This is a genomic window from Candidatus Pelagibacter sp. PS_41 (assembly GCF_059417725.1).
Genome location: NZ_CM182062.1, coordinates 520,012 through 545,306, shown reverse-complemented (window position 1 = coordinate 545,306; position 25,295 = coordinate 520,012). Strand labels below are relative to the sequence as shown.

The 25,295-nt window shown below is 27.8% G+C and carries 27 protein-coding genes and 3 tRNA genes; 7 read left to right on the top strand and 23 right to left on the bottom strand.

Annotated features, from left to right (window positions below):
- Positions 1 to 7 precede the first annotated feature (7 nt).
- The 5 genes from recJ to AC5SL8_RS02925 form a co-directional block, all read right to left on the bottom strand.
- Complete coding sequence (gene recJ, locus AC5SL8_RS02945; RefSeq protein ID WP_494580712.1) at positions 8 to 1,702, bottom strand: single-stranded-DNA-specific exonuclease RecJ; 1,695 nt, start codon at positions 1,700 to 1,702, stop codon at positions 8 to 10.
- Positions 1,699 to 2,646 (bottom strand): class II fructose-bisphosphatase, encoded by a 948-nt coding sequence (gene glpX, locus AC5SL8_RS02940; protein ID WP_494580711.1) that lies wholly within the window; start codon positions 2,644 to 2,646, stop codon positions 1,699 to 1,701. The genes recJ and glpX overlap by 4 nt, the downstream gene beginning before the upstream one ends.
- Positions 2,646 to 3,638 (bottom strand): putative transporter, encoded by a 993-nt coding sequence (locus tag AC5SL8_RS02935; protein ID WP_494580710.1) that lies wholly within the window; start codon positions 3,636 to 3,638, stop codon positions 2,646 to 2,648. Before AC5SL8_RS02935 ends, glpX begins: the two co-directional genes overlap by 1 nt.
- 4 nt (positions 3,639 to 3,642) lie before the next feature.
- Complete coding sequence (locus AC5SL8_RS02930) at positions 3,643 to 3,924, bottom strand: ETC complex I subunit (RefSeq protein ID WP_494580709.1); 282 nt, start codon at positions 3,922 to 3,924, stop codon at positions 3,643 to 3,645.
- 4 nt (positions 3,925 to 3,928) lie between these two features.
- A tRNA-Pro gene (locus AC5SL8_RS02925) sits at positions 3,929 to 4,005 on the bottom strand.
- A gap of 93 nt (positions 4,006 to 4,098) precedes the next feature.
- On the opposite strand from AC5SL8_RS02925, the gene AC5SL8_RS02920 reads away from it, so the two are divergent.
- Genes AC5SL8_RS02920 through AC5SL8_RS02905 form a run of 4 tightly spaced genes read left to right on the top strand, consistent with a single transcriptional unit; the run spans position 4,099 to position 6,349 of the window.
- Positions 4,099 to 4,251: a zinc-ribbon domain-containing protein gene (locus AC5SL8_RS02920; protein ID WP_494580708.1), complete on the top strand. Its 153-nt coding sequence runs from the start codon at positions 4,099 to 4,101 to the stop codon at positions 4,249 to 4,251.
- Positions 4,184 to 4,612: a hypothetical protein gene (locus AC5SL8_RS02915; protein WP_494580707.1), complete on the top strand. Its 429-nt coding sequence runs from the start codon at positions 4,184 to 4,186 to the stop codon at positions 4,610 to 4,612. Before AC5SL8_RS02920 ends, AC5SL8_RS02915 begins: the two co-directional genes overlap by 68 nt.
- Positions 4,613 to 4,615: 3 nt before the next feature.
- On the top strand, positions 4,616 to 5,788 hold the full coding sequence (gene nhaA, locus AC5SL8_RS02910; protein ID WP_494580706.1) for a Na+/H+ antiporter NhaA: 1,173 nt from the start codon (positions 4,616 to 4,618) through the stop codon (positions 5,786 to 5,788).
- 45 nt (positions 5,789 to 5,833) lie between these two features.
- Complete coding sequence (locus AC5SL8_RS02905) at positions 5,834 to 6,349, top strand: glutathione peroxidase (RefSeq protein WP_494580705.1); 516 nt, start codon at positions 5,834 to 5,836, stop codon at positions 6,347 to 6,349.
- On the opposite strand, the gene AC5SL8_RS02900 is transcribed toward AC5SL8_RS02905, so the two are convergent.
- The 10 genes from AC5SL8_RS02900 to AC5SL8_RS02855 form a co-directional block, all read right to left on the bottom strand.
- Entirely contained in the window at positions 6,344 to 7,117 is a 774-nt protein-coding gene (locus AC5SL8_RS02900) for an MBL fold metallo-hydrolase (RefSeq protein ID WP_494580704.1), read from the bottom strand. The two genes, AC5SL8_RS02905 and AC5SL8_RS02900, sit on opposite strands and share 6 nt — an antisense overlap.
- A complete protein-coding gene (locus tag AC5SL8_RS02895) occupies positions 7,117 to 7,881 on the bottom strand; it encodes a TatD family hydrolase (RefSeq protein WP_494580703.1) in 765 nt (254 codons plus the stop codon). The genes AC5SL8_RS02900 and AC5SL8_RS02895 overlap by 1 nt, the downstream gene beginning before the upstream one ends.
- A complete protein-coding gene (metG, locus tag AC5SL8_RS02890) occupies positions 7,874 to 9,412 on the bottom strand; it encodes a methionine--tRNA ligase (RefSeq protein WP_494580702.1) in 1,539 nt (512 codons plus the stop codon). Before metG ends, AC5SL8_RS02895 begins: the two co-directional genes overlap by 8 nt.
- Positions 9,413 to 10,345, bottom strand: coding sequence for a DNA polymerase III delta subunit-related protein (locus tag AC5SL8_RS02885; protein WP_494580701.1), 933 nt, complete (start codon positions 10,343 to 10,345; stop codon positions 9,413 to 9,415).
- 4 nt (positions 10,346 to 10,349) lie between these two features.
- The gene (locus AC5SL8_RS02880) at positions 10,350 to 10,802 is read right to left on the bottom strand and encodes a dTMP kinase (RefSeq protein WP_494580796.1); all 453 of its coding nucleotides are present in this window, start codon (positions 10,800 to 10,802) and stop codon (positions 10,350 to 10,352) included.
- Positions 10,803 to 10,951: 149 nt separating this feature from the next.
- Positions 10,952 to 12,106, bottom strand: a complete 1,155-nt coding sequence (locus tag AC5SL8_RS02875; protein WP_494580700.1) for a D-alanyl-D-alanine carboxypeptidase family protein — start codon at positions 12,104 to 12,106, stop codon at positions 10,952 to 10,954.
- The gene (locus AC5SL8_RS02870) at positions 12,103 to 12,822 is read right to left on the bottom strand and encodes a hypothetical protein (protein ID WP_494580699.1); all 720 of its coding nucleotides are present in this window, start codon (positions 12,820 to 12,822) and stop codon (positions 12,103 to 12,105) included. Before AC5SL8_RS02870 ends, AC5SL8_RS02875 begins: the two co-directional genes overlap by 4 nt.
- 21 nt (positions 12,823 to 12,843) lie before the next feature.
- Positions 12,844 to 13,788, bottom strand: a complete 945-nt coding sequence (locus AC5SL8_RS02865; RefSeq protein ID WP_494580698.1) for a lytic murein transglycosylase — start codon at positions 13,786 to 13,788, stop codon at positions 12,844 to 12,846.
- A 43-nt stretch (positions 13,789 to 13,831) separates the two neighbouring features.
- Positions 13,832 to 14,713, bottom strand: coding sequence for an EamA family transporter RarD (gene rarD, locus AC5SL8_RS02860; protein ID WP_494580697.1), 882 nt, complete (start codon positions 14,711 to 14,713; stop codon positions 13,832 to 13,834).
- 452 nt (positions 14,714 to 15,165) lie between these two features.
- Positions 15,166 to 15,666: a type IV pilin protein gene (locus AC5SL8_RS02855; RefSeq protein WP_494580696.1), complete on the bottom strand. Its 501-nt coding sequence runs from the start codon at positions 15,664 to 15,666 to the stop codon at positions 15,166 to 15,168.
- Between the two features lie 138 nt (positions 15,667 to 15,804).
- Between AC5SL8_RS02855 and AC5SL8_RS02850 the strand changes: the two genes are divergently transcribed.
- A tRNA-Ser gene (locus tag AC5SL8_RS02850) sits at positions 15,805 to 15,894 on the top strand.
- On the opposite strand, the gene AC5SL8_RS02845 is transcribed toward AC5SL8_RS02850, so the two are convergent.
- Positions 15,895 to 16,158 (bottom strand): succinate dehydrogenase assembly factor 2, encoded by a 264-nt coding sequence (locus AC5SL8_RS02845; RefSeq protein ID WP_494580695.1) that lies wholly within the window; start codon positions 16,156 to 16,158, stop codon positions 15,895 to 15,897. It lies immediately after the preceding tRNA gene.
- Positions 16,159 to 16,301: 143 nt separating this feature from the next.
- Between AC5SL8_RS02845 and AC5SL8_RS02840 the strand changes: the two genes are divergently transcribed.
- Entirely contained in the window at positions 16,302 to 18,236 is a 1,935-nt protein-coding gene (locus AC5SL8_RS02840) for an ATP-dependent DNA helicase RecG (protein ID WP_494580694.1), read from the top strand.
- On the opposite strand, the gene AC5SL8_RS02835 is transcribed toward AC5SL8_RS02840, so the two are convergent.
- Positions 18,233 to 18,844 (bottom strand): DUF502 domain-containing protein, encoded by a 612-nt coding sequence (locus AC5SL8_RS02835; protein WP_494573710.1) that lies wholly within the window; start codon positions 18,842 to 18,844, stop codon positions 18,233 to 18,235. The genes AC5SL8_RS02840 and AC5SL8_RS02835 overlap by 4 nt on opposite strands.
- Before the next feature lie 123 nt (positions 18,845 to 18,967).
- Between AC5SL8_RS02835 and AC5SL8_RS02830 the strand changes: the two genes are divergently transcribed.
- Positions 18,968 to 19,795 (top strand): M48 family metallopeptidase, encoded by an 828-nt coding sequence (locus AC5SL8_RS02830; protein ID WP_494580693.1) that lies wholly within the window; start codon positions 18,968 to 18,970, stop codon positions 19,793 to 19,795.
- Positions 19,796 to 19,806: 11 nt separating this feature from the next.
- Here AC5SL8_RS02830 and AC5SL8_RS02825 read toward each other — a convergent pair.
- The 6 genes from AC5SL8_RS02825 to ssb form a co-directional block, all read right to left on the bottom strand.
- A tRNA-Lys gene (locus AC5SL8_RS02825) sits at positions 19,807 to 19,882 on the bottom strand.
- 200 nt (positions 19,883 to 20,082) lie between these two features.
- On the bottom strand, positions 20,083 to 21,195 hold the full coding sequence (tgt, locus tag AC5SL8_RS02820; protein WP_494580692.1) for a tRNA guanosine(34) transglycosylase Tgt: 1,113 nt from the start codon (positions 21,193 to 21,195) through the stop codon (positions 20,083 to 20,085).
- Between the two features lie 16 nt (positions 21,196 to 21,211).
- Positions 21,212 to 21,766 carry a peptidylprolyl isomerase gene (locus AC5SL8_RS02815; RefSeq protein ID WP_494580691.1) on the bottom strand — a complete coding sequence of 185 codons (555 nt, stop codon included), beginning with the start codon at positions 21,764 to 21,766 and terminating at the stop codon, positions 21,212 to 21,214.
- Positions 21,759 to 22,253, bottom strand: a complete 495-nt coding sequence (coaD, locus tag AC5SL8_RS02810) for a pantetheine-phosphate adenylyltransferase (RefSeq protein ID WP_494580690.1) — start codon at positions 22,251 to 22,253, stop codon at positions 21,759 to 21,761. Before coaD ends, AC5SL8_RS02815 begins: the two co-directional genes overlap by 8 nt.
- Positions 22,253 to 24,796, bottom strand: coding sequence for a DNA gyrase subunit A (gyrA, locus tag AC5SL8_RS02805; protein WP_494580688.1), 2,544 nt, complete (start codon positions 24,794 to 24,796; stop codon positions 22,253 to 22,255). The genes coaD and gyrA overlap by 1 nt, the downstream gene beginning before the upstream one ends.
- A gap of 6 nt (positions 24,797 to 24,802) precedes the next feature.
- Positions 24,803 to 25,261: a single-stranded DNA-binding protein gene (gene ssb, locus AC5SL8_RS02800; protein ID WP_494573716.1), complete on the bottom strand. Its 459-nt coding sequence runs from the start codon at positions 25,259 to 25,261 to the stop codon at positions 24,803 to 24,805.
- Between the last annotated feature and the right edge of the window lie 34 nt (positions 25,262 to 25,295).

Sequence of the window (25,295 nt, the reverse complement as noted above, 5' to 3'; positions counted from 1 at the left end):
CTATAAACTATAGTATGATGTCTCTAATAGTTAATTGCAGATTTTTTTTATTATTCCATATGTTTTCACTAATTTGCCCTATAACATTAATATTTTTTTTATACCCTATTAAGTAATCCGCCATCTTTGCATTAATAGTATTAAAGGATATGGATTTTATAGAAAATCCTGTTTTTGATTTTAATATCATTGATATATGGCTGTTATTCAATATTTTTGATTTTAGTATTTTTAAATCTTTTATTAAAAATGTCGGTAACATGTTTCCAGTTCCAAAAGGTTCCAATCTTTTTAAGTTTTCATAAAATTCTTGCCTTAATGAATGAGATGAAATTTCTGAATCATAATAAAAAGTATTATTTCTCAAATTTATAGTTTTTAAAAAATCATCCGATATATATTCACAAAATATTTTAAGATTTTCTTTTTTCAAAGTAAATCCAGCGGCCATATTATGACCCCCTCCTCCAATAATGATATCTTCATCAAACAAATTCTTAATAACACGTCCAATATTGTAATTATAAACTGATCTTGCAGATCCTTTTAACAAATTATTTGATGAAGTTATAACAATAGCTGGTTTGTTAAAAAAATCCTTCAATCTTGCTGCAATAATTCCAATTAAACCCTCGTTAATATTTGGACTATAGTAGATAATTACATCTTTATTATTTTCTTCAATTTTTTTAAAATTAATCTCATTTAATATTAAATTTTCAATTTGTTTTCTTTTTTCATTCAATTTTATTAAATCATTACACTTATCATTTATGATTTTATCATTAGTTGATGATAGTACTTCTGTAGCATATTCAGATTTGCCCAATCTTCCACCAGCATTTAAAATTGGTCCAATTAAATAGCCAAGATCATTAATACTAATTTTGTTTTTCTTATTATTTAATTCAAATAATGTTTTAATTGTAAGATTTTTTTCAATATCAAAATTATTAAGCACATTTATTGCAATCAATCTATTGAGTTTTCTTATAGGCATTACATCACATACCGTTGCTAATAAAACATAAATTAAATAATCTTTAATTATAATGTTACACTTGATTTCCTTAATTAATAGATCTAAGAAAAAATAAGTAAGTGTTGTTGCACATAAATAATCATATTCATTATAACCATTATTTTTTTTTGGATTTATAATTGAGTTAGCATCAGGAAACGGTTTATTAATTTCATGGTGATCAATTATTAGAGACTTTATTTTTTTTTCATTTAAAAAATCAATAGCCTCATTAGATGTTGAGCCACAGTCAACCATGATAACTAATTTGGGATTTCTTAATATTAATTTTTGAAAAAGTTTTTTAGTTGCACCGTAGCCATCTTTTTCTCTGTCAGGTATATAATAGAAATATGGGTGTTTTATATCATCAAGAAATTTTACAAATAATGATGTTGCTGCAGACCCATCCACATCATAGTCACCTAAAATACATATTTTTTCTTTTTTATTTATAGACTCTAAAACTAGATGAACTGATCTTTTAAAATCATCTGTATTAAGAAAAACATTATTAAGATTGAGATTGTTATTTATTGAGGCAATCTCTTCTTCATTAAATTTTCTTGAAATAATTAATCTGGATAAAATATCATTAAAACCATAATCTTGCTTTAACTTGTTTACTAAATTTTGATTAATTTTTATTTCTTCCCAGTTTTTACCCGAAACTGAAATCATTCTTCAAGTATATTTGATCTTTTTAAGATTTCCCTAAAATTAGTATTTTTATGTGTAACTAGAGTTTCTGAATTATACCTATTACCTTTTATATGAATACCTGATAATACCTCGCTTGAAGTTATTCCTGTTGCACAGAAAATCGAATCTCCCTTAACAATTTCCTTTAATTCATATTTTTTATCTAAATCTTTAATACCCATTATTTTTGCTTCATTAATATCTTTATCATTATCAAAAATAAATCTTCCTTGAAAATGACAATTAAAAGCATCAAGAGCAGAAGCTGCCAAAACACCTTCTGGACCACCACCAACACCTAAAAATATATCCACATTATATTTGGGATTTGAAACATATAAAGCACCCAAAACATCTCCATCAGTAATAAGCTTAATTTTAACATTAAGCTGTTTTAACTCTTCAATAATTTTTTTATGTCTTGGCCTATCCAATACGCAGGCTGTAATAGATGAAATTTCTTTATTTAAAAATTCTGCTAAATTTGAAATATTTTTCTTTATTGAAAAATCAAGATCAACTAGACCTTTTTCTATTTTACCTGTAGCAATTTTATCCATATATGTTTCTGGCGCATTAAAAAGATTTCCCTTTTCTGAAACTGCTATTACAGAGATCGCACCTGGTAGATTATTTGCGGCAAAATTTGTTCCTTCGAGTGGATCAACTGCAATATCAAGTTCGGGTCCTTTTTTATTTCCTAGTTTTTCACCTGTATATAAAAGTGGTGCATCATCTAAAGCTCCTTCACCAATAACAATAGTACCATTCATGTCTATTTTATTAAGCTCAATTCTCATAGCATCCACTGCAGCTTGATCAGCTGCAACTTTATCCTTTTTTCCAACTAAATAAGATGAAGCCAATGCTGCTTTAGATGAAACATTTACAAAGTGTTCAATATACTTTTTGTCTAATGACATTAAATTTTTTCTTCAAATGTTTTTGATGAATTAATTTTAGACTCAAATTCTCTCAAACGTTTATAAACACTAGCAAGCTCAATGATTGTTGGCCAGGATTTAAATATATACTGCATTGATCCCTCTACTCTGCCAAATGCTCTAATAATCTGTTGCATTACACCAAGTGTAACCAATCCCGCAACAATGGCTGGTGCTAAAAAAACATAAGCGGATAATACATTTGCTTGTAAATAAGCTATCCTACCAAGGTTAAAATATAGATATCTTAAATATGACAAATAATGAATTTTTCTTACATCATCAAATAATTCGTTAATATTTTTTGGTCTTATAGTCATATCATCTTCAGCAATTACCAATAATTTTCTATATGCCGCCTCTTGTTTTTGTAAATCATATTCAACTCCTACAAGTCTTAAAATAATACCTAATACGATCAAAAATAAAGTTCCGCCTATTGTCCAAATAAAAGCCCCCACTATTAAACCATAATTCCAGTCACCAAAAAACAATATGGGTATACCAATACTCAGTCCAAATAAAATTGGCGTAAATTCAATAATCATCATTATTGCCTCTATAAGACTTGTACCCAAACCCTCCATAATTCTTGAAAACTTAATTGTATCTTCTTGAACTCTTTGTGAAGCACCCTCTATAGTTCGAGCTTTATCATATACGCCATGATACCATTCAACCATTGCAGTTCTCCAACGAAATAAATAGTGTGCTGTGAAAAAAGCAACAATAGTAGCAAGGGCCACATAAATGCCTGCAAGTGTTATAAATGATAATAAGCTAGCCCAATATTCCTCTATAGTGATTGAATTTGGTGCTGCCAATGCTTTTTGTATCATGTCATAAAATTGACCAAACCATTCATTAATTTTTACATCAATTTGAACCTGTATCCAAAGAGATAAAAGAATAACAATAGATCCAACCCACGACCATAGTTGCCATTTTCTTTGAGTAAAAAATTTAAACATTTTTTTATTTCAGGAAATTATCTGCATAAGACTTTTTAACAGTTTTTCTTTTTTGAGGTTCGATTATTTCAAAATCTATTTTATTTTTTTTTGCATACTCAATGGCTAACTCTTTTGTAGAAAATTCTAAATTTAATTCCGATAATGTATCTGAACTAGATTCCCATCCCATTAAAGGATTTAATCCCGAGTCATTTGTTTCAAATCTAATAAGCCATTTATAAGATTTACCAAGTCCAGACTGCATTGAGTTTTTTGTTGGAATATAAATTATTGCTTTTTTCATAAAATGGTCGGGGCGGCAGGATTTGAACCTGCGACCCTCTGGTCCCAAACCAGATGCGCTACCAGGCTGCGCTACGCCCCGATTGAGGTACTAATACATTAGATATTCATAATTTCAAAGAATAAAGAACATCAAAAATAAGGCTTTTTCACAAGAATCATATATACAGACTATATGATCGTTCAATGTAACAATTGTCATAAAAAGTTTGATTTAGACGCAAATCTAATTCCAGAAGAAGGTCGTCTGTTACAGTGTAGTGCTTGTAACAATACATGGTTTTTTAAAAAAAAAAATAGAGACGCCTCAAGAAGTAGCTATACCTAAAATTCAAGATAATAAAAAAGAAGAGACGCCTCAAGAAGTAGCTATACCTAAAATTCAAGATAATAAAAAAGAAGAGACTATATCTCCAAAAGAGGATCATGCTAATTCTTCTGAAAAATCCTCAAATGAAGAAATAAAAAATGTTAAAGAGGAAAAAATTATTGAACCCTTGCCTAATAAAAAAAATTATAGAATATTAAATATATTAGTTGTCTCAATAATATCTTTTGCTGCTTTTATTATTATTATAGATACTTTTAAAAAACCTTTAGGAAAAATTGTCCCAAATACTGAACTTTTACTTTATAATTTGTATGAAACCTTTAGGGATATAGGTCTATTTATTCAAGATTTATTTTAATTTATGATCAAAACCTTATCAAAACCCTTTAAATGGTTTTTTCAATTGGAGGCAGCAAGTGGATTAGTTTTATTGATCGCTGCAATAATTGCTCTTGTAATAAGTAATTCAAATCTAAGTGAATTATATTTTAGCACTCTTGAACAATATTTGTTTATTGGTGTAAACAATTTTGGCTTAAAACTTTCTGTTCATCATTGGATTAACGACTTATTGATGGCTGTTTTTTTCTTTTTTGTTACTTTAGAGATTAAAAGAGAATTTATACAAGGTGAGCTTTCTAATCTAAAAAAAGCACTACTTCCAATCATAGGTGCTGTTGGAGGAATGGTAATTCCTGCACTAGTTTATGTTTCAATAAATCTTGGTAATTCAGAAACATTAAATGGTTGGGCTATACCCTCAGCGACAGATATTGCTTTCTCTTTAGGTATATTATCTTTATTAGGATCAAGAGTTCCAATTTCATTAAAGATTTTTTTAACTGCTTTGGCAATTATTGATGATCTTGGTGCTATATTAATTATTGCTTTTTTCTATTCAGGAGATCTAAGTATAAGTTATTTAAGTTTAATTTTGATTTCTTATATTTCGTTACTAACATTAAATAAGTTTGGAATTAAGAAATTCATTCCTTATTTGATAATTGGATCCTTTATGTGGTTTTTTACTTACAAGTCTGGTATTCATGCGACTATAGCAGGTGTTTTACTTGCATCAACGATACCTCATAGAGTTAAAGAAAAAGACTTTTCTTTATTAATTAAACTTGAGCACGCAATAAGCCCTTATGTAGCCTTCATCATTATGCCAATATTTGCTTTTGCAAATGCTGGTGTTAATTTAACAGGATTATCATTTTCTAGTTTGTTGGCCCCTGTTCCATTGGGTATACTTTTAGGACTATTTGTTGGTAAGCAAGTTGGTGTGATGGTTATATCATATCTTGCAGTAAAATTAGGAGCAGCACAAATGCCCGATAAGTCTGACTGGTTAAGTTTATATGGTGTTTCAATATTAACTGGTATTGGTTTTACTATGAGTTTGTTTGTTGGAAATTTAGCATTTGTTGAAAATAATCAGTATATGGATGGTGTAAAAATTGGTGTTCTTTCTGGTTCTCTTTTATCAACTATATTTGGCTATTTTATTTTATTGTATGCCTCTAAAAAATAAATCATGTATAATAGTAAAAATTTCATAATTATATTAACAATATTAATGTTCTCTTTTTTTATTAACAAGGTTGATGCAAAATATGAAAAAATATTTTTTGATCATACGATCAAAAATATAAACAATGAAGCTATTCATTTAAATCAATACAAAGGAAAAACTATTTTACTAGTAAACGTAGCTAGTAAGTGTGGTTTTACAAAACAATATACTGGATTACAGGAGCTATTCGAAAAATATAGAGAAAAAGGTTTTTATGTTATAGGAGTACCATCTAATCAATTTGGAGGTCAAGAACCAGGATCTAATACAGAAATCAAAGATTTTTGTGAAACTAATTTTAACATTACTTTTCCATTGACAGATAAAGTTGATGTTAAAGGAGACAATGCTCACGAAATATATAAATGGGCCAAGAAAAATTATGGCGCCTCAACAGTTCCAAAATGGAATTTTCATAAAATATTGATTAATAAAGAGGGTAAAATAGAAGACACTTTTAATTCTTTTGTAACGCCCATGTCTGGAAAAATTATTAATAAGATAGAGTCGGTATTATAAATTTACTGTTAGTCCATCAAAACCAGGAATAACTTTTTTTGGTAATTTTTTTTTTAGCTTATCATAATCAAGATCGCTATGCATATTTGTCAAAATTGTTTTTTTTGGTGAAAGATCTTTAACCAATTCTAAGACTTGATCTAGATTAAAATGAGCAGAATGATTTCTATACCATAAGCAATCAATAATTAAGTAATCAATTTTTTTTAATCTTTTATAATCTTTTTTAAAAAATAAACTTATATCACTAGCATAAGCTAATTTTTTATTAATTATATAACAAACACTTTTAATTTTACCATGTTCGACTGGCATGGATTCAATTAAAATTTTTTTATTCTTATTAATAAACATATGTTTATTTTTAAGAGGGTTAATCTTTAGTGTTGATGGATATTCATGAGATGATTTAAAACAATAACCAAAAGTTGATAGCAAATATTTAGTTGTAAGATTATCTGCATATACAGGAATTTGTTTTTTATTAATCAAAAAAAAAGGTCTTAAATCATTAATACCATGAGTTTGATCAGCATGAAGATGAGTATAAAAAACTCTACTAATGTTTTTGATTTTATTTTGTAAAAGTTGTGTTCTTAAATCAGGAGAAGTATCAATTAAGATGTTTTGATTTTCAAATTTAATTAAGGCAGAACATCGTGTTCTAAAGTTTTTTTTATTTCTTAGGTCACAATTACCAGAATAACCATCCGCACGGGGTACACCCATTGAACTCCCACTACCGAGTATGACAAATTTAACTGACATTAAAAATCAAAAAGTCTATTAAAATTATCAGTTGTCAAATCTGACATATCTTTAATAGTTTGATTTTTAATTAAAGATAATTTTTCAAGTGTATATTTAACAAAGCTAGGTTCATTTTTTTTTCCTCTCATAGGTATAGGGGCTAAGAAAGGACTATCAGTTTCTACAAGAAGTTTATTTAAGGGAATCGTTTTGAATGTATCTTGTAATTCAAGACTATTCTTAAATGTGATTATCCCACTTGCAGAAAAAAATGCATCTAAATCTAATAATTTATTAGCAAAAGTTGTAGAGCCCGTAAAACAATGCATCAAAATCTTTAATCCTTGTGACTTGTAAGATTTTAGAATTTGGTAAGTTTCCTCTTCTGCCTCCCTTGAATGAATAATAATGGGCTTATCAAGGGCTATTGCAGCATCAATATGCGCCTTAAAACAACTTATTTGCTTTTCTCTATCACTATGGTCATAAAAAAAATCTAATCCTGTTTCTCCCACCCCAATTATCTTGTCATTTTGGTTAACTTCTTTGATTATGAAATTTTTATCTACTGATAAATTTTCGTTAGTTTCATGAGGATGGATTCCAAATGTTCCATATATAATTGGATCTCTTTTTATAATTTCTTTAATTCTATTAAAACTATCTAATGTAGTACATATTGTTAACAATTTAGTTATACCTACTTCTTTAGACCTTTTAATAACTTCGTCCAAATTTTCTAAAAGTGGTTCATGATCTAAGTGACAATGTGAATCAATCATTTTTTTCAATCTTTTTAAACAAAATATCAATTTTATTAATTATTTCTCCCGACTTAAGAAAATTATTTTCTCCTATAGAATTAAAGTCAATGTCTTCTTCTTTAAAACCAAATATATTTAGAGCTTTGATGGCTGACTCTGGAATAATAGGATAAAGCATGAAAGTAATTTTTCTAATCATTTCAAGAGATGTATATATTATTGTAGCAAGTCTTTGTGGGTCATCTTTTTTTTTCCAAGGTTCTTGATCATTAAAGTATTTATTTGCTTCAAATAGTGCGTTAATAATAAAGTTAATATAGTAATTTATGTTTTGATTATCAATTTCTTTACGTATCAAAGATATATTATTTGAAAATTTATTTAACATTAATAAGTCCTCCTCAATAAAATTTTTGATATCGGGAACTTTGGATTGACAATTTTTTTCAGCAAATGCTGTAACTCTTTGGCATAAATTGCCATAATTATTTGCAAGATCACTATTAATACAGTCTTCCAACCTGTCCTGAGAAATATTACCGTCATTACCAAAAGAAACCTCTTTAATTAAATAATATCTCAAGGGGTCAAGGCCATAAGTTTCAATAATATCAAGAGGGTCAAGTATATTACCTTTTGATTTTGACATTTTTTCATCGCCAGACAAAATCCAACCATGACCATAAACTTTATTTGGTAATGTAATTTTTGCTGCCATTAAAAAAGCTGGCCAGTAAACAGCATGGAATCTTAATATATCTTTGCCTATTAAGTGAACTGAGGCAGGCCAAAAATTTTTAAACAAATCATCATCTGTATTTGGATAATTTAAAGCACTAATATAGTTAGTTAATGCATCTAACCAAACATAGATAACATGTTCTGGATTACTTGGAACTTTAATCCCCCAAGAAAAAGCTTTACGACTTATTGATAAATCTTTTAAACCACTTTTTACAAAACTGATGACTTCATTTTTTCTAGATTTTGGTGAAATAAAATCTGGGTTATTTTCATAATATTCAAGCAAGCTATCCTGCCATTTAGATAAACGAAAAAAATAAGATTCTTCTTCAATCCACTCAACTAGAGATCCGGATGAAGTAGCAATCTTATTATCTTCTTTTTCAGAAATCTCTTCTTCGGTGTAGAAAGCTTCGTCTGAAACAGAATACCACCCTGAATATTTAGACAAGTAGATATCATCATTTTTCTCAAGTTGTGACCATAAATATTGGACTGTTTTTTTATGCCTATCTTCAGTAGTTCTAATAAAATCTGTATTTGATAAATTTAATGTACTAGACAAATTTCTAAACGTTTGACTTATTTCATCACAAAAAATTTGAGGATCTATATTTTTACTTTCAGCTGCTCTTTGAATCTTTAAGCCATGTTCATCTGTCCCAGTTAAAAAATGTACTTTAAAACCATCAATACGTTTAAATCTAGCAAAAAAATCAGCTGCTATACTTGAGTATGCGTGTCCCATATGTGGCTTTGCCGAAGGATAATAAATTGGTGTAGTAATATAAAAATTTTTATTCATTTATAATATTTTTGATTTAAATTCTAAAAATAAACTCTCTTCATCAAGATTGAATTTTTCAGTATTATTAATTTTTTGAATAAAACTTTGATAAAAATTTAATAATAGATTTTTATTATTTGATATTATATATTTTTTTAATAAAAATAGTTCGATAAAATTAGTTAACAATTCTTTAATAAATCTATCTTTTTTATAATATGTATTTTCAATAATTAAACTTATTATAGAAGAAAGGTCGTGGTCTCTAAGATTAATTTGTTTTTCTTCTGCAAAGTTGATTAATTTAATAATTTCACCAGGAGTACAATAATAATTAATCAAATTATAATTTAATTTATTTAAAATATTTTGATTAAGTATTTGATTGCATATATTAACTATTTCATCAAAAGAAAAGTGAATTTTAAATGTGATGCATCTAGATTTTAAAGTAGGCAGAATATTTTTTTCACTATTATTAATTAAGATAAAATAAATATTTTCATTAGGTTCTTCTATAATTTTAAGTAAAGCATTTATAGAATTTTTATTAAGATACTCAACATTATCAATCATAATAAATCGATCTTGATTATTAAAAGTAGATTTATTTGTATAAGAGATCATTCCTCTTATCTGACCAACATCTATATTTTTTTTCTCAGCCAGCAAATCAATCAAATAAAAATTTGGATGAGAGTTATTCTGTAATAGCTTGAAGGATCTATTTTCAGAATTGATCTTATTTTCAATTAAATCATATTTTAATTCTTCATCTTTTGATAAAAAAAAATTGACTAAATGATAGGCAAAAGTGGATTTTCCTGAACCTTTTTTACCCGATAATAAAATCTTATTAGGCATTTTTTTATTATTATAAAGTTGAATAATTTCATTAAAAAAATATTTATAGCCATAAATTGACGTATTTTCTGAAGGTTCTAAATTCATACCCTTAAATTAAACTTTTGACTTTATCCAATATAATTTTTTCATTAATCTTTATATTTATATTAGAATTAATCTTAATATATTTTTTAGGTTTCGATTTTGATAGTTTTATAAAGCCATTTTGAACTTTATTATAAAATTTAGTATCAAACTTATCGTATCTATTAAGTCTTTTTCTCTGACCAAGTCTTTTTTTCATATTATAATTATTGACTGTATTCAAAAAAGTAAAATCAATTTTTATATCTTTAAGTAAATGATTGTTGATATTTTCTATTAATTTACGATTTACTCCCATCCCATAATGTTGATAAGCAATTGTAGAATCGGAGAAACGATCTATTAATATAATTTTTTTACCTTTATTTTTTTTAATTAGTTCAATATTTTCACTTCTAGCAGATAAATATAAAAGCAAATCAGTTTCTTTATTAAAGTTAGATTTATTATCTAATATTAGTTTTCTAATTTTCTCTGAATTAATACTTCCACCAGGTTCTCTGATTTTTATAAAAGCAATATTTTTTTTTTAAAAAAAAAGCAACTTTTTTAATATGATGAGATTTGCCAGTCCCTTCTATACCCTCAAAAACAATAATTGGTTTTTTAGACATCGCCCCATATTAAAAAATTAATAGATTTCATTAATCTAGAGAAAATATTTAATTTTTTAACATCTTCGAATGCTAATAAGTCATATTCTTCAATAAATTCACCTTTATAACTTAGGTTTAATTTGCCAATTACATCATCTTTCTTAATAGGAGCATGTATTGGACCGTTGTACTTTATTGTAACTTTTAATAAGCTTTTTCTTCCTTTGTTAATTACTTTATAAATATCTTTATTAACATAGGTCTTCACTGTATTTTTTTTGCCCAGCCATACTTCAACATCTTCAATAGGTGCATCACTTTGTGTAACATTAACCAAATCAAAATTTGTCAATCCCCATGTTATAAGTTTTGAGCTTTCCCGAGACCTATCTTTTTTTGTATCAAAACCACTACCAACTGCAATTAGCCTTCTACCATTTCTTTCAACAGATGAAGCCAAAGAATATTTTTCAACAGCTAAATAACCAGTTTTAATACCGTCTGCACCAAGTGAGGAATATAATAGTGGATTTCTATTTCCTTGAGTAATTGGATCACCCCCGGTTCTATCCCAAGTAAATTCTTTTTCAGCAAACATCTTATATTCTTCTGGAAAATTTTTTATAAGGTAGTTTGACATAATTAATATGTCCTTAACGGTAGATAAATTTTTTGTATTATTTATTCCAGATGAATTAGCAAAATTAGTATTTTCCATACCAATTTCTTTTGCTTTAGCAGTCATCATGATTGCAAATTCATCTTCTGTGCCAGCGATACCCTCAGCTAAAGCTACACAGGCATCATTACCTGAGGCAATAATTATCCCTTTAAGTAAATCTTCTACAGTAACTTCATCGCCAACCATGATAAACATTGATGAATAACCAGCCGATGATAATCGCCATGCATTTTCAGATACAATAAATTTTTCATCTAAGCTTAAGTCGCCTTTCTTAATTAAATCAAAAGCTATTATAGCAGTCATGATTTTTGTCATAGAAGCCGGATAGATTGATTTATTAGGTTCTTTTTCAAATAAAATTTCACCAGATAGATAATCTTGTAGGATAGCTGTTCTTGCCTTAATATTAAATTCAGCTTTTGTATTAAACGAAAATAACAAAAGTATAAATAATGCTAAGAAAAATTTTGTTTTATTCATTTTATAATTTCAATGTTTTCAAATTCTAATATGTTTATACCATTAAAAGATTTTTGTAGAGTATTAATGTTATAGAACGGACCTAGATAAACTCTATATTTATTTTCCATAATCTTTTCAATTTTAACATCTTTCACATTAATTTCGTTGTTAATTCTATCAATTAATAACAAAGCTGTATCTCTAAAATAAAAATCAGCTATTTTAATTTTGTAAGAAAATTTATTTGTAGCTTTAGTTGAGTTTTTAATTTGAGTACTATTTAAATCGCTAATACTAATATTATTTACTGGTACATTATTAGCAACTTTTCTTTCTTCTTCAAAAGTTTTAGCTTTTTTTGCAATAAAAACTGAGTTTTCTAGGATTTCTCTAATCTCAACATATGGCTCCTTCTTATCTAAGTTTATTTCATCTGCTATACGGATTGATAAAACGGAATTATTAAAAGAAGGATAATTAGCACTATTTCCAACGGTTGCTATTACTGATCTATTATTTTTTATATTGGTAATTTTAACTTTTGTATTTTTTTTTAAATTTTTTTGAAAAATTATAAGGCTTCTCTCATCTATTTTTTTAGAAATTATTTTTTCCTTTAAAAGATTTTCGTTATAAATAAGTGCAAACCCTTTATTAATAAAAGGATCTTCTAAAAATTGAGTCGACTGAATTTTTGTTTGATTGATGTTAGCACAGTTACTTATAAATATCATAAATAAAAAAAAAATATCTTTTTATAGAACATTTTCAAATTTTTCTTTTAAAGTACAAACGGCTAGAGCAAAACGTAATGATCTATTCCATTGTAGAATTTTTTCGTAATTTTCAAAAACAATATAGGCAGGTTCTAAATTTTGTGCTTCAGGAATAATATCTTTATCTGGGGTAATAATTGAGGCTATCATATTATTGTCAATATTTGTAAAATTATCATTTTTAATTATATACTTTTTTAATGTCTTAAATTTTTGCTTGCTGTGCAAATTTCTTGCTGATGTATTTAATATATTTTGGGGCACATTTTTATCTAATTTTACTCTAATAAAACAAGGTTGATTTTTTTTCCAACCTATTTTGTTTATATAGTTTGCAGCTGAAGCAAAAGCATCTTTTGTTGACTTTAATTCAATAATATTATTTTGATCAAAATCAATCGCATATCGCTCCATAGTAGAAGGCATAAATTGAAAATATCCAAAAGCCCCTGCCCAAGAACCATATAGGATATCATGATTAATTTTTTTACTATCTATCAATTTAAGTATTGTAATAAGTTCTTTTGTGAAAAACTCAGATCTTCTTTCATCAAAACTCAATGTAGCAAGAGATGATAAAATATCCATCTTGCCGACATAAGTTCCAAAATTAGTTTCAATGCCCATTAGTGCTAAAAGCAACTCTTTTTCAACAGAAAATTTATCATCAATAAGATTTATAAAATCTTTATTCGACCTATAAATATCACTTCCCTTCTTTAATTTTTGATCTGAAGTTCTTTTGGATATGTATAATTTTGTATCCTCATAAAATTCAGGCTGAAAACGGTCATACTTTATTACCTTTGGTAAAAACACAACATCAGACATTGCAAGGTCAAAAGTTTTTTCAGAAACACCTTGTTTTAAAGCATAAATTTTAAAATTATTTAACCATTTAGAAAAATCATTTTCATCAGCCATTAAGTTGCTGGCAAAAAATATAAAAAATATTATCGATAAATATCTAATTATTTTCATATAAATCTTTTAAATAAATAATTACAGCAATCCAAATTAAAATGAAACTTAATGATTTATCGAGAGAAAAAGTTTCATTATAGTAAAAAAAACCCAGTAAAAACTGAAATGTAGGAGTTATATAAAAAATCATTCCAGTTGGTCCTAATCCTGACAGTTCAACACCTCTTACATATAAAAATAAAGGAATCACTGTCATTGGACCGGCCAACATTAATAAAAACATTAATGGTACATTGTTAAAACTGAAATAATTTTGACCATTTTGATATAAAAGATAAAATCCTAACAAGGCAAATGGTAAAATAAATAAGCTTTCTATTAATAGACCAATATCTGTATCTACATTAACCTTTTTTCTTATCAGATTATAAAGCCCCCAGCTTACACCTACAATTATTCCAACCCAAGGTATTGAGTCAAAGTTTTTAAACAATAAGAAAATTATTGAAATCAATACCAAAATAATAGACAGACCTCTTTTTTGATTTATTTTTTCATCATAAAAAATATATCCTAAAAAAACACTCAAAATTGGCATAATAAAATATCCAAAACTAGCATCTATAATTTTTTCATTTCCTACAGCATAGATCCAGGTCGCCCAATTGAGAAATATTAATACACTTGAAAAAAATAATAGAGTTATATTTCTAATACTGGATATTATTTCAAAAAAAATATTCCATTTTGAAAAATAAAAAGTAGTTATTATCAACATTACTGCTGTCCATACGCATCTATGAATTACCACTTCTATAGAGCCAGTATAGGAAATAAACTTAAAATAGATTACACCAATTACTCCCCACCAGAAAGATCCTAGAGCTGTTAAAATAATACCTTTATTGAATTTATTATTTTTCATTATAAATATTTCAAATATTAGCTCATTATTTATTCAATTTATCTATTTTATTGTTGAATTAAAAAATTATGATAATAAAACGATGTTACGGAGAGATGGCAGAGTGGTTGAATGCACCGGTCTTGAAAGCCTAGAAATCCCCTACTCACTTTACATCGTAACACATACATTTCCCTATTTTACTTATCAATTTAAAACTTCAATTTTAAAAAATGAGTTATTATTCACTCGCCTAAGCTATCAAACTAGTACTAGACTAGTACGAAGATTTGGTCTGGGGCACCGGGTAACAGAACACCCCTTACCACTCTCCTACTTCTCTTTATTTATAATGCTGATTAATGCTTAGATTAGATTTGGTCGTACCCTGATCGTAATTTTTATTTAAAAGCTTTTGTTCTATTCCACTTTATAAATTTTTTGGTTGCTTATGATCAAGATTGCAGACTATCTTATTGATAATTAATACTTGAAGTCAAAACATTATCTGTATTTGAGCACGGAGTTTCAAAGCAAGATCTAGTAGATATAGGCCAAGCTTTAGAGTTTAAAAAAATATATCCAATCATATTGTCAGGTATAGATGAACCTTTATAAACATCATTTCTAACAGCTCTTTGGCTGTCTCTATTCCAAACTCCGTTATCTATTGGGTTTAAAAATTTAAGACTAGGATCAAAATACATTGCATTAGCGGTTCTCCAGGAATCTTGAATTCCACCACAATTAAGTTTTTTTGATCCTGCGTTTGTAAAAACTTCAGTGTGACCAATTTCGCACTTCATTAATTCAGCTAAAACATATTTTTCAACTAATTTAAAATTTGACTTGATGGCATTTCTTTTAGCACTACTCGTATACCCATTATAAGCAACCACTCCCACTGCAGCGAGGATACCGATAATAGCTACTACGACTAAAAGTTCTATTAGAGTAAAACCATTTCGTTTCATCAAATAAACCCTATCTTAATATGCTAGGATTTTATAGGATGAAACTAGTACTAAACTAGTACGAGACAGCTTTTCAATAAAGACAAATTGATATTTTAAGTTGAAAATTTATGATTGTTCGTTAAAACACTCACTAACGGAGAGATGGCAGAGCGGTTGAATGCACCGGTCTTGAAAACCGGCAAAGGGGCAACTCTTTCCTGAGTTCGAATCTCAGTCTCTCCGCCATTAATCTGATCTATATTCATAATTTTTAAATAATTCGATAACTTTGTTATTTTCAAAAAATTTGTCTGTTTGTATATTGTGATTTAGTTTATAAAGATCTTCATCATCGTTATCCAATAGATTGTTTAAAAGCATGAGATCATTTTCATTAAGTTTATTTATATATTTTTTAGTAAAAGAAGTTAAAAGTTTATCCATTTCTTTAGTGCCCCTATAAGTAGCACGATAAATTATTTTATTTTTTAAATCCTTTATATTAATCATTGTAATTATTATTATATTCTATCTATCATGAAAAATAAGAATAATTACGACTATTTATTATCAGATCTTACAAAATTAAATGGTGTTGGGAAAAAAACCATGGATATTTTGAAAAAAAAAAAGTTAATACAATTTTTGATTTATTGTGGAGACTACCAAAGTCTTATACGGATAGATCTTTAGTCACTAAAATTTCTGACCTTCAAATTAATAAAGTTCAAACAATAAGAATAATACCAGCGAAATATCAATTTCCTAGAGTAAGAAACTTGCCAAATAGAGTGAATTGCTCAGATGAAACTGGCAAAATTGATTGTATTTTTTTTCATAGTTATGAAGGATATGTAAGAAAAATTTTACCACTTAATCAAGAGGTTACTATTAGTGGTAAAATCACATCTTTTAGAGGCAAATATCAAATAACAAATCCAACATACGTTTCACAGGACAGTTCATTAATAGAGACAGTTCATAATAAATATTCTCTTACTGAAGGCATTACTGAAAAAAATTATAATAAAATTATTAAACAAATATTAGAGAATTTACCTATCTTAAATGAATGGCATGACAAAAAAATATTAGAAAGATTTAAAAATGAAAGTTGGAATGAATCAATTATCAAATTACATGACCCAGAAAATATTGAAAATTACAAAGCAAACTTTTATCAAAGACTAGCTTACGATGAAATATTTGCATCATTTCTTGTAAACTCAGAAATTCGAAAAAAAATTAAGAAAATTAAAAAAACTTCAAAAAAAATTACAGATAACTCATATAACCAAATAATTAATAAACTTAATTTTAAATTAACAAATGATCAAAAAAAATCATTAACCGATATCAATAAGGACTTAAGTTCAAACAGTAAAATGTTTAGACTTTTACAAGGTGATGTAGGCAGTGGAAAAACTATTGTAGCATTAATTTCTGCATTAAGTGTAATAAATTCAAATTTTCAAGTGGCTCTAATGGCCCCCACAGAAATATTAGCTAGACAACACTTCACCTTAGCTAAAAAACTATTTCCTAAAAATATATCTATAGAATTACTTTCAAGTAAAAGTGAAAACATAGATAAGAAAAGAATTATAAACGAATTAAAAAATAATAAAATTAAAATGATTTTTGGAACCCATGCAATATTTCAAAAGAAAATATTGTTTAATAAATTAGGCTATATAATTATTGATGAGCAGCATAAATTTGGTGTTAGACAAAGAAAATTATTATCTGACAAAGGTGGAGATAATTGCGATGTACTCTTGATGTCTGCAACGCCTATACCTAGAACTTTAACTATGTCTGTTTATGGTGACATGGATGTATCAATAATTAGAGAAAAACCTAATAATCGTAAAGAAGTTAAAACTTATAGTAAACTAGAAACTAAAATGGACGATGTTATCAAATTTGTTAAAAAAGAAATTACAGAGGGCAATCAAGTTTTCTGGGTATGTCCTTTAATTGAAGAGTCAAAAAAATTAGATCATCAATCATCTGTTAATAAATATGAGTATTTGAATAAAATCTTTCCCAATAAAGTAGCCTTACTTCATGGGAAAATTGAAAATGATGAAAAGGAGGAAATTCTTTATAAGTTTCTTAATAAAAAATATTCAATATTAGTTTCAACAACAATAATTGAAGTTGGGATAGATTTTCCAAATGCCAATGTAATTATAATTGAAAATGCTAATAAATTTGGTTTATCGCAACTCCATCAATTAAGAGGTCGTGTTGGTAGAGGTAATAAACAAGCAAGCTGTATTTTAATATTTAAATCTAATTTAAGTATCAATGCAAAAAAAAGGATCAATATATTGAAAAATTCTAATGATGGCTTTGAAATATCAGAAGAAGATATGAGACTTAGAGGTTTTGGCGACTTATTAGGATTTAAACAAAGTGGTACTAAAAATTTTAGGTTAGCTGATCCTATACAAAATGAAGATTTATTTATCTTGGCAGAAAAACAAATTAAAAAAATTGAACAAGAAAACATTAATATAGAAAAATATAGACCTTTGCTAAAATTATACGATCAAGCTGATATTATTAATGATATAGTTTAATTTTTTGGATTTGAGGTTCCTGCAGAAACAATAAATTTTGATGCTTCTTCGAATGTCATATCCAGATAAACTAGTTCTTCTTTAGGTATCATCAGTAAAAAACCACTTGTGGGGTTTGGTGTAGTTGGAACAAAAACGTTTACAAGATTTAATTTAGTTTTAGTTTTTATTTCGCCAGTATTTTCTTTGGTAGCAAAACCAACCGCCCATGAGCCTTTTCTTGGATATTCAACCAAAACAACACTTTTTTTATTTCCTTCCTGCTCTCTAAATGAATCTGTCATCTGACCTATAGCAGAATATATTGTTCTCAAAATAGGTATTCTCTTAAAAAGATCATCAACCAGTTGTAAAAATTTTTTCCCAATAAAAGATAATGAGAGACCCCCTACGATTGTAATAAATATGATTGTCAGAATTATTTCAATTCCAGGAATTGAATAAGGAAGATAAGTGTTTGGATTTAGTCCAGCTGGAACTAATTTTGTTGAAAAATTGATTAAAAATTTACTTAAATAAAGTGTAAATCCAATTGGAACAAGTACAATTACCCCAGTAAAAAAATAATTTCTTAATTTCAGGGTTAATGATTTTTTTTTTTTTGACATTTTGTATTAATTGTAGCTAGAATAAATTACAAATGTAATTGAAATAATGAAAAGAACTAATAATATTTTGTTGTTTAAATTCATATCTGATATTGATTATATAATTATCAAATTTTATAAAAAATGAATAGAAGAAAATTTTTAAATGTAATGGGGTGTGGATGTTCAGGTCTACTAATTAATGCTTGCTCTACAACACCTATTACAGATCGTAGACAGTTCAAAATTATACCTGAAGCTAAATTAAATGCTCAAGCAGCCCAAATTTATGAAAAAGTAAAAGAAAAAGAAAAAATGAGTGATGATAAAAAAACACTTAACGAAATTAAAGATATTGGAAAACGAATGGAAGATTCAATATCGGAATATTTTTATAGAGCAGGACTAGATGACCCTACAGTAAATTTTGATTGGGAGTATATATTAATTGATAATAAAAAGATCAAAAATGCCTGGTGTATGCCAGGTGGTAAAATTGCCGTCTATACAGGAATTCTCAAGGTTACCAAAAATACCGATGGTTTAGCTTCAGTGATGGGTCATGAGATAGCCCATGCGGTTGCAAAACATTCTGTTGAAAGAGCTAGTAGAAGTGTTTTATTAAACACAAGTACTCAGCTTATTGATATTTTTTCAGGAGGTAAATTATCTCAAGTTAATAGAGTAACTGGCATGAATACTGTTGGTTTGTTATCTCAAATAGGATTAATGAATCCCTTCTCTAGAACTCAAGAAAGCGAGGCTGATTATTTAGGAATGATTTTTGCTTCATTGTCTGGATTTGATGTTAGAGAAACAAAAAAATTATGGGAAAGAATGAAAGAATCCAATAAAGGCAAAGAACCACCTCAGTTTATGAGTACCCATCCCTCTTCTTCTAAAAGAATAAAAGATCTTTCAGAGTGGGAAAACAGTGTGATACTTGATTATCCACCAATTAATATTAGTTAATTTTATTTTTTTGGTGAGCCCTGATGGACTCGAACCATCGACCCATTCCTTAAAAGGGAATTGCTCTACCAACTGAGCTAAGGGCCCGCATAGAATTTAAAAAAGTTGAGATTTTGTTTTTTTCTATCACATTTTAAAAAAAAACTTTTGGTGAAGCCTTCTTTAAAATTTTTAAATTTCTTTACACTTAAAAATTTAAACAATAAAAAAATATCTAAACTTAAATAAATTTTATTACCAAAAAACAATTATTTATTCGATAACTTGTTAAATTGCAAATATTTTTATTACAACCTATCCATGTATTCATCGTGAAACTTGTTAAATGTACCCTTTCTAATATTATCTCTTATGGCAGACATTAATTCTTGATAAAAGTTGATATTATGTAGTGTTAAAAGAGTAGAACCTAAAATTTCATTTGTATTAAATAAGTGGTTTAAATAATTTTTAGAATATTTATTAAGACTTAAATTAGAGCAATTAATATCTAATGGCTCATTGTCATTTTTATATTTATTATTCTTTATATTTAAACGGCCGTTCCAAGTAAAAGCTAGACCTGTTCTTCCAGATCTTGTTGGCATAACGCAATCAAACATATCAACACCTCTTTTAACAGCGCCAAGAATATCTGTTGGTGTTCCAACGCCCATTAAATATCGAGGTTTATCACTTGGCATATGTTCTTTGATATCATCTAAAACATTAAACATTTCTTTTTGCGTCTCACCTACTGCAAGTCCTCCAATTGCATAACCATCAAAGTCAATCTTAGTTAAGGCATTAAGTGACTTTAATCTAAGATCCTTGAATAATCCTCCTTGAATAATCCCAAAAAGAGCTTTGTGGGGATTTGAGCCAAATGATATTTTTGATCTCTCGGCCCAATAAATAGAAAGTTCCATTGATTTATTAATGATATCGTAATCACTAGTTTTTTTTGGACATTCGTCCATAATCATTACAATGTCTGAGTCTAATCCTTTTTGAATACGGATACTTTCTTCAGGGCTTAAAATAAATTTTTTTCCATCAACATGTGAATTAAAAATCGCACCTTTTTCTCTATCAACTTTATTTAGTTTGGATAAAGACATTACTTGAAATCCTCCAGAGTCTGTAAGAATAGGTAGTTTGCAATTCATAAATTTATGAAGACCACCAGCGCTAATAATTCTTTCAACTCCAGGTCTAATCATTAAATGATAAGTGTTACAAAGAATAATTTCTGAGCCTGTATTTATAACATCTTCAATTAAGCAGGCCTTAACAGTTGCCTGGGTTCCAACTGGCATGAAAGCTGGAGTTTGAATATTTCCTCTATGAGTTTCAATAACACCAGCTCTGGCAAAGCTATCATTTCCCAAGACATTAAAATTAAATTTTTTTAACGTCATTAATTTTTTTAAATTATTATTTAAAACTAATAATTTTATCTGGATTAGTTACTGAGCCGTTATTATTTTGGTCACCTCTTTTAATCTTATCTACAAATTCCATTCCTTCAATAACTTTACCAAAGACCGTGTATTGTCTATCTAAAAATGAAGCCTCTTTGAAACAGATAAAAAATTGACTATTAGCACTATTTGGATCTTGTGAACGAGCCATTGATAACGTTCCTCTTTCATGAGGTAAATTGCTGAACTCTTCCTTAAGATCTGGAAGATCTGAACCACCCATACCAGCTCGCCTTAGATCAAACTCATCGCTTTTAGAATTTCCAAACTTAACATCACCAGTTTGTGCCATGAAACCATCAATTACTCTGTGAAAAACTACACCATCATATTTACCTTCTTCAGCGAGTTGTTTAATTCTTTTTACGTGATTAGGTGCCACGTCCTCAAAAAGTTCTATTTTTACATCACCATCTTTAAGTTTTAAAATCATTATGTTCTCCTTTGCAGTTACATTATTGGTTGTTAAAAAGATTAAAAGTAAAATTTTGATTATAAATTTATTCATATTTTTCTTTTAAAGACTTTATTGTGCTTTTTGTAGTAAATTTTCTAATATCACCTTTTAATTTAATAATTTCTTTTACAAATCTAGAAGAAATAATCTGGTTTTCTATATCTGACATTAAAAAAATCGTTTCAATATTGTTATTTAATTTTCTATTCATACCCGCTAATTGAAATTCATATTCAAAATCAGAAACAGCTCTAAGGCCTCTTAAAATTATATTTGATTTATATTTTTTACAAAGATCGGTAGTTAATGACTGAAACGAAATGATTTCAATTTTACTCTTATTCAATTTTAAGTCTTTGAAAAGTGCTTTCTTAATGATTTCTATTCTTTCATCAGAATTAAATAAGTAATTTTTATTTGCACCATCTGAAACTGCAATGACAATTCTTTCAAATAATTTTAAGGATTTTTTAATAACATCTATGTGGCCAAATGTAATAGGATCAAATGTACCTGGATACACAGCAACTTTTTTCATTACACTAGGTTATCATCAATTTTTATTGCTGAAACTACTTTTTCATCACCCGATAATTTAATAATGCGTACGCCTTGTGTATTTCTTCCCGCTGTTCTAATTTCTTTTACAGCAACTCTAATAACTCTACCTTTATTTGTTGAGATCATAACTTCATCACCCTCTAAAACTGGAAAGCTAGAGGATATATTTCCATTTCTTGGAGAATTAACAATCCCTATAATTCCCTTTCCACCTCTATTTGTTACCCTGTAATCATTATGCAATGTTTTTTTACCATAACCATTTTCAGTTATAGATAAAATAAATCTCTCTTCTGTTTTTGAGTCTTTTTTATTCTTCACTTGATCAATAATGGATAAAGAAACAATTTCATCATTCGGTGCTAATTCTAAACCTTTTATTCCTTTAGAAGATCTTCCTTTAAAAATTCTTAATTTTTTTGACTCGAATCTTATACATTTTCCATTTTTTGTACTTAGTATTATATTTTGATCATCTTTACAAATTTCAACACCAACAATTTTATCATTTGGATCAAGTTTCATTGCAATTTTTCCAGCTGAATTAATAGATGAAAAATCTTCAAGACTGTTTTTTCTAATCTTACCTTTGGCAGTTGCAAAAACTATTTGCAAATTTTTCCAATCATTTTCAGGAAATGCCATTATAGAGCTAATTGATTGGTGGCTTTTTAAAGGTAAAATATTGAATAATGATTTTCCTTTAGATGCAGTTGATCCTTCGGGAATTTTCCAAGCTTTAATTTTATAAACAAGACCTTCGGTTGAAAAAAAGAGTAATGATGTGTGCGTATTAACAGATAATGTTTTAACAACAGAGTCTTCATCTCTTGTAACAATACCAGATTTTCCTTTACCACCTCTTTTTTGCTGTTTAACGTTACTTAATGCACCACGTTTAATATAACCTTGTAAAGTAACTGTTATGATTACTGACTCTTTTTGAATAGTTTCTTCAATATCGTAATTCAAAATTGCATCAATAATTTTAGTTCTTCTTGGTACAGCAAATTTTTCTTTAATAGTTTTAAGCTCTTCACTTATTACCTTTAAAAGCTCTTTTTTTGAATTAATTATTTTTTTATATCCTTTTATTAAATCTGCTAATTTCTTAATCTCTACTTCAATTTCATTAATGCCTAAAGCGGTTAACTTTTGTAGTCTTAATTCTAAAATTGCAATTACCTGAGGTTCTGAAAGAGAATAAAGATTTTTACCCTTTTTATCCACTATTAAGGATATTAATTTTAAAGATTTATTTATTTTCCATTTAGTATTTAATAAAGATTTTTTTGCATCATCTGGTGTTTTTGAAGAACGAATAATCTTAATAATCTTATCTAGGTTTTCTACAGAAACAGAAAGGCCAATTAATATGTGTGCTCTATCTTCTGCTTTTTTTAAATCAAATTTAGTCTTCTTAATTACAACATCTTCTCTAAATGATAAGAAATGAGATAAAAACTCTTTGAGGTTACAAATTTTTGGTTTTCCATCAACTATAGCTAAAGTATTAAAACCAAAAGAACTTTCTATAGATGTATTTTTATAAAGTTGTCTCTTAATCGTCTCAGGCTCCACACCATTTCTTAAATCAATAGCAACTCTTATACCTTCTCTATTTGACTCATCTCTAATATCTTTAATACCTTCAATTTTTTTTTCTCTAACAAGCTGTGCAATACGTTCGTTTAGTACTGATTTGTTCACTTGATAAGGTACTGAGGTAATTACAAGTCTTTCTCTTCCATTTTTTTGTGCTTCAACAGATATTTCACCTCTTATTTTAAAAGATCCACGTCCAATATTGTATCCATCTTTAATAATTGACTTACCAATGATCACACCCCCAGTTGGAAAATCTGGTCCTGGTATATATTTCATTAAATCTTTAATCTTAATGTCTTTATTTTCAATTAAAGCTAATGTTCCATCAATTATTTCACCAAGATTATGTGGGGGTATACTTGTAGCCATACCAACCGCTATACCGCCAGCTCCATTAACTAGAAGATTCGGATATTGTGCTGGTAAAACCGAAGGTTCTTTTTCAGTTTCATCATAATTACTTTTATACTCAATAGTATTTTTTTCAATATCATCAATTAAATACTGTGAAACTTTAGCCAATCTTGTCTCAGTATATCTCATAGCTGCTGCCGGATCTCCGTCTATAGAACCAAAGTTACCTTGGCCTTCAACTAAAGGTAAGCTCATAGAAAAATCTTGAACCATTCTAACTAAAGCGTCATAAACAGATTGATCACCATGTGGGTGATATTTACCAATTACATCTCCAACTATTCTTGCAGATTTTCTAAATTGTTTAGACCAATCATAGCCACCTTTATACATTGCAAATAATATTCTTCTATGAACAGGTTTTAAGCCATCTCTTACATCTGGGAGTGCCCTACTTACAATTACACTCATCGCATAAGATAGATAAGACGAGCTCATCTCGTCATGCATCGAAATTAACTTGATATTTTTATCTTTAGGAATTTCTGTGTTAGGCATAAAAAACTAAAATGGAATTTCGTCATCCATATCGTTTGATGTTTGTGGCGAGTCTTCAAAATTATTATTTGATACTTGATTATTATCATTTTGAATTCCACCACCTGTGTTGCCACCACCAAGCATAGTAAGAGAAGAGTTATAACCTTGTATTACAATTTCAGTTGAATATTTATCTTGTCCAGATTGTTCATCTTTCCATTTTCTTGTTACAATTTGACCTTCAACATAAATTTGAGCACCTTTTTTTAGATATTGCTGCACTACATTTACTAAACCATCATTAAATACAACTATACGGTGCCATTCAGTCTTTTCTTTTTTTTCACCAGAAGTTTTGTCTTTCCAAGTTTGGCTTGTTGCTAAACTTAGTCTTGCAACGCTTTTACCATTTACCATTTGTTTGATCTCAGGGTCTGCGCCTAAACGCCCAATTAATAATACTTTATTTAAACTTCCAGCCATAATATTTTAAAATGTTTATTTATTTATTTAGTAT

Excerpts from the sequence above, each read along its gene's own strand:
- AC5SL8_RS02845 (WP_494580695.1), bottom strand. The coding sequence starts at position 16,158 with ATGATTAATATAAAGGATTTAAAAAATAAAATAATTTATCGTGCTACT.
- tgt (WP_494580692.1), bottom strand. The coding sequence starts at position 21,195 with ATGACGTTAAAAAAATTTAATTTTAATGTCTTGGGAAATGATAGCTTT.
- rarD (WP_494580697.1), bottom strand. The coding sequence starts at position 14,713 with ATGAAAAATAATAAATTCAATAAAGGTATTATTTTAACAGCTCTAGGA.
- AC5SL8_RS02885 (WP_494580701.1), bottom strand. The coding sequence starts at position 10,345 with ATGAATTTAGAACCTTCAGAAAATACGTCAATTTATGGCTATAAATAT.
- nhaA (WP_494580706.1), top strand. The coding sequence starts at position 4,616 with ATGATCAAAACCTTATCAAAACCCTTTAAATGGTTTTTTCAATTGGAG.
- AC5SL8_RS02815 (WP_494580691.1), bottom strand. The coding sequence starts at position 21,766 with ATGAATAAATTTATAATCAAAATTTTACTTTTAATCTTTTTAACAACC.
- AC5SL8_RS02935 (WP_494580710.1), bottom strand. The coding sequence starts at position 3,638 with ATGTTTAAATTTTTTACTCAAAGAAAATGGCAACTATGGTCGTGGGTT.
- AC5SL8_RS02895 (WP_494580703.1), bottom strand. The coding sequence starts at position 7,881 with ATGATTGATTCACATTGTCACTTAGATCATGAACCACTTTTAGAAAAT.
- glpX (WP_494580711.1), bottom strand. The coding sequence starts at position 2,646 with ATGTCATTAGACAAAAAGTATATTGAACACTTTGTAAATGTTTCATCT.
- AC5SL8_RS02900 (WP_494580704.1), bottom strand. The coding sequence starts at position 7,117 with ATGTCAGTTAAATTTGTCATACTCGGTAGTGGGAGTTCAATGGGTGTA.
- AC5SL8_RS02905 (WP_494580705.1), top strand. The coding sequence starts at position 5,834 with ATGTTCTCTTTTTTTATTAACAAGGTTGATGCAAAATATGAAAAAATA.
- AC5SL8_RS02875 (WP_494580700.1), bottom strand. The coding sequence starts at position 12,106 with ATGAATAAAACAAAATTTTTCTTAGCATTATTTATACTTTTGTTATTT.
- gyrA (WP_494580688.1), bottom strand. The coding sequence starts at position 24,796 with ATGCCTAACACAGAAATTCCTAAAGATAAAAATATCAAGTTAATTTCG.
- AC5SL8_RS02855 (WP_494580696.1), bottom strand. The coding sequence starts at position 15,666 with ATGAAACGAAATGGTTTTACTCTAATAGAACTTTTAGTCGTAGTAGCT.
- AC5SL8_RS02920 (WP_494580708.1), top strand. The coding sequence starts at position 4,099 with ATGATCGTTCAATGTAACAATTGTCATAAAAAGTTTGATTTAGACGCA.
- coaD (WP_494580690.1), bottom strand. The coding sequence starts at position 22,253 with ATGAAAAAAGTTGCTGTGTATCCAGGTACATTTGATCCTATTACATTT.
- AC5SL8_RS02930 (WP_494580709.1), bottom strand. The coding sequence starts at position 3,924 with ATGAAAAAAGCAATAATTTATATTCCAACAAAAAACTCAATGCAGTCT.
- recJ (WP_494580712.1), bottom strand. The coding sequence starts at position 1,702 with ATGATTTCAGTTTCGGGTAAAAACTGGGAAGAAATAAAAATTAATCAA.
- metG (WP_494580702.1), bottom strand. The coding sequence starts at position 9,412 with ATGAATAAAAATTTTTATATTACTACACCAATTTATTATCCTTCGGCA.
- AC5SL8_RS02830 (WP_494580693.1), top strand. The coding sequence starts at position 18,968 with ATGAATAGAAGAAAATTTTTAAATGTAATGGGGTGTGGATGTTCAGGT.
- AC5SL8_RS02865 (WP_494580698.1), bottom strand. The coding sequence starts at position 13,788 with ATGGCTGATGAAAATGATTTTTCTAAATGGTTAAATAATTTTAAAATT.
- ssb (WP_494573716.1), bottom strand. The coding sequence starts at position 25,261 with ATGGCTGGAAGTTTAAATAAAGTATTATTAATTGGGCGTTTAGGCGCA.
- AC5SL8_RS02835 (WP_494573710.1), bottom strand. The coding sequence starts at position 18,844 with ATGTCAAAAAAAAAAAAATCATTAACCCTGAAATTAAGAAATTATTTT.
- AC5SL8_RS02870 (WP_494580699.1), bottom strand. The coding sequence starts at position 12,822 with ATGATATTTATAAGTAACTGTGCTAACATCAATCAAACAAAAATTCAG.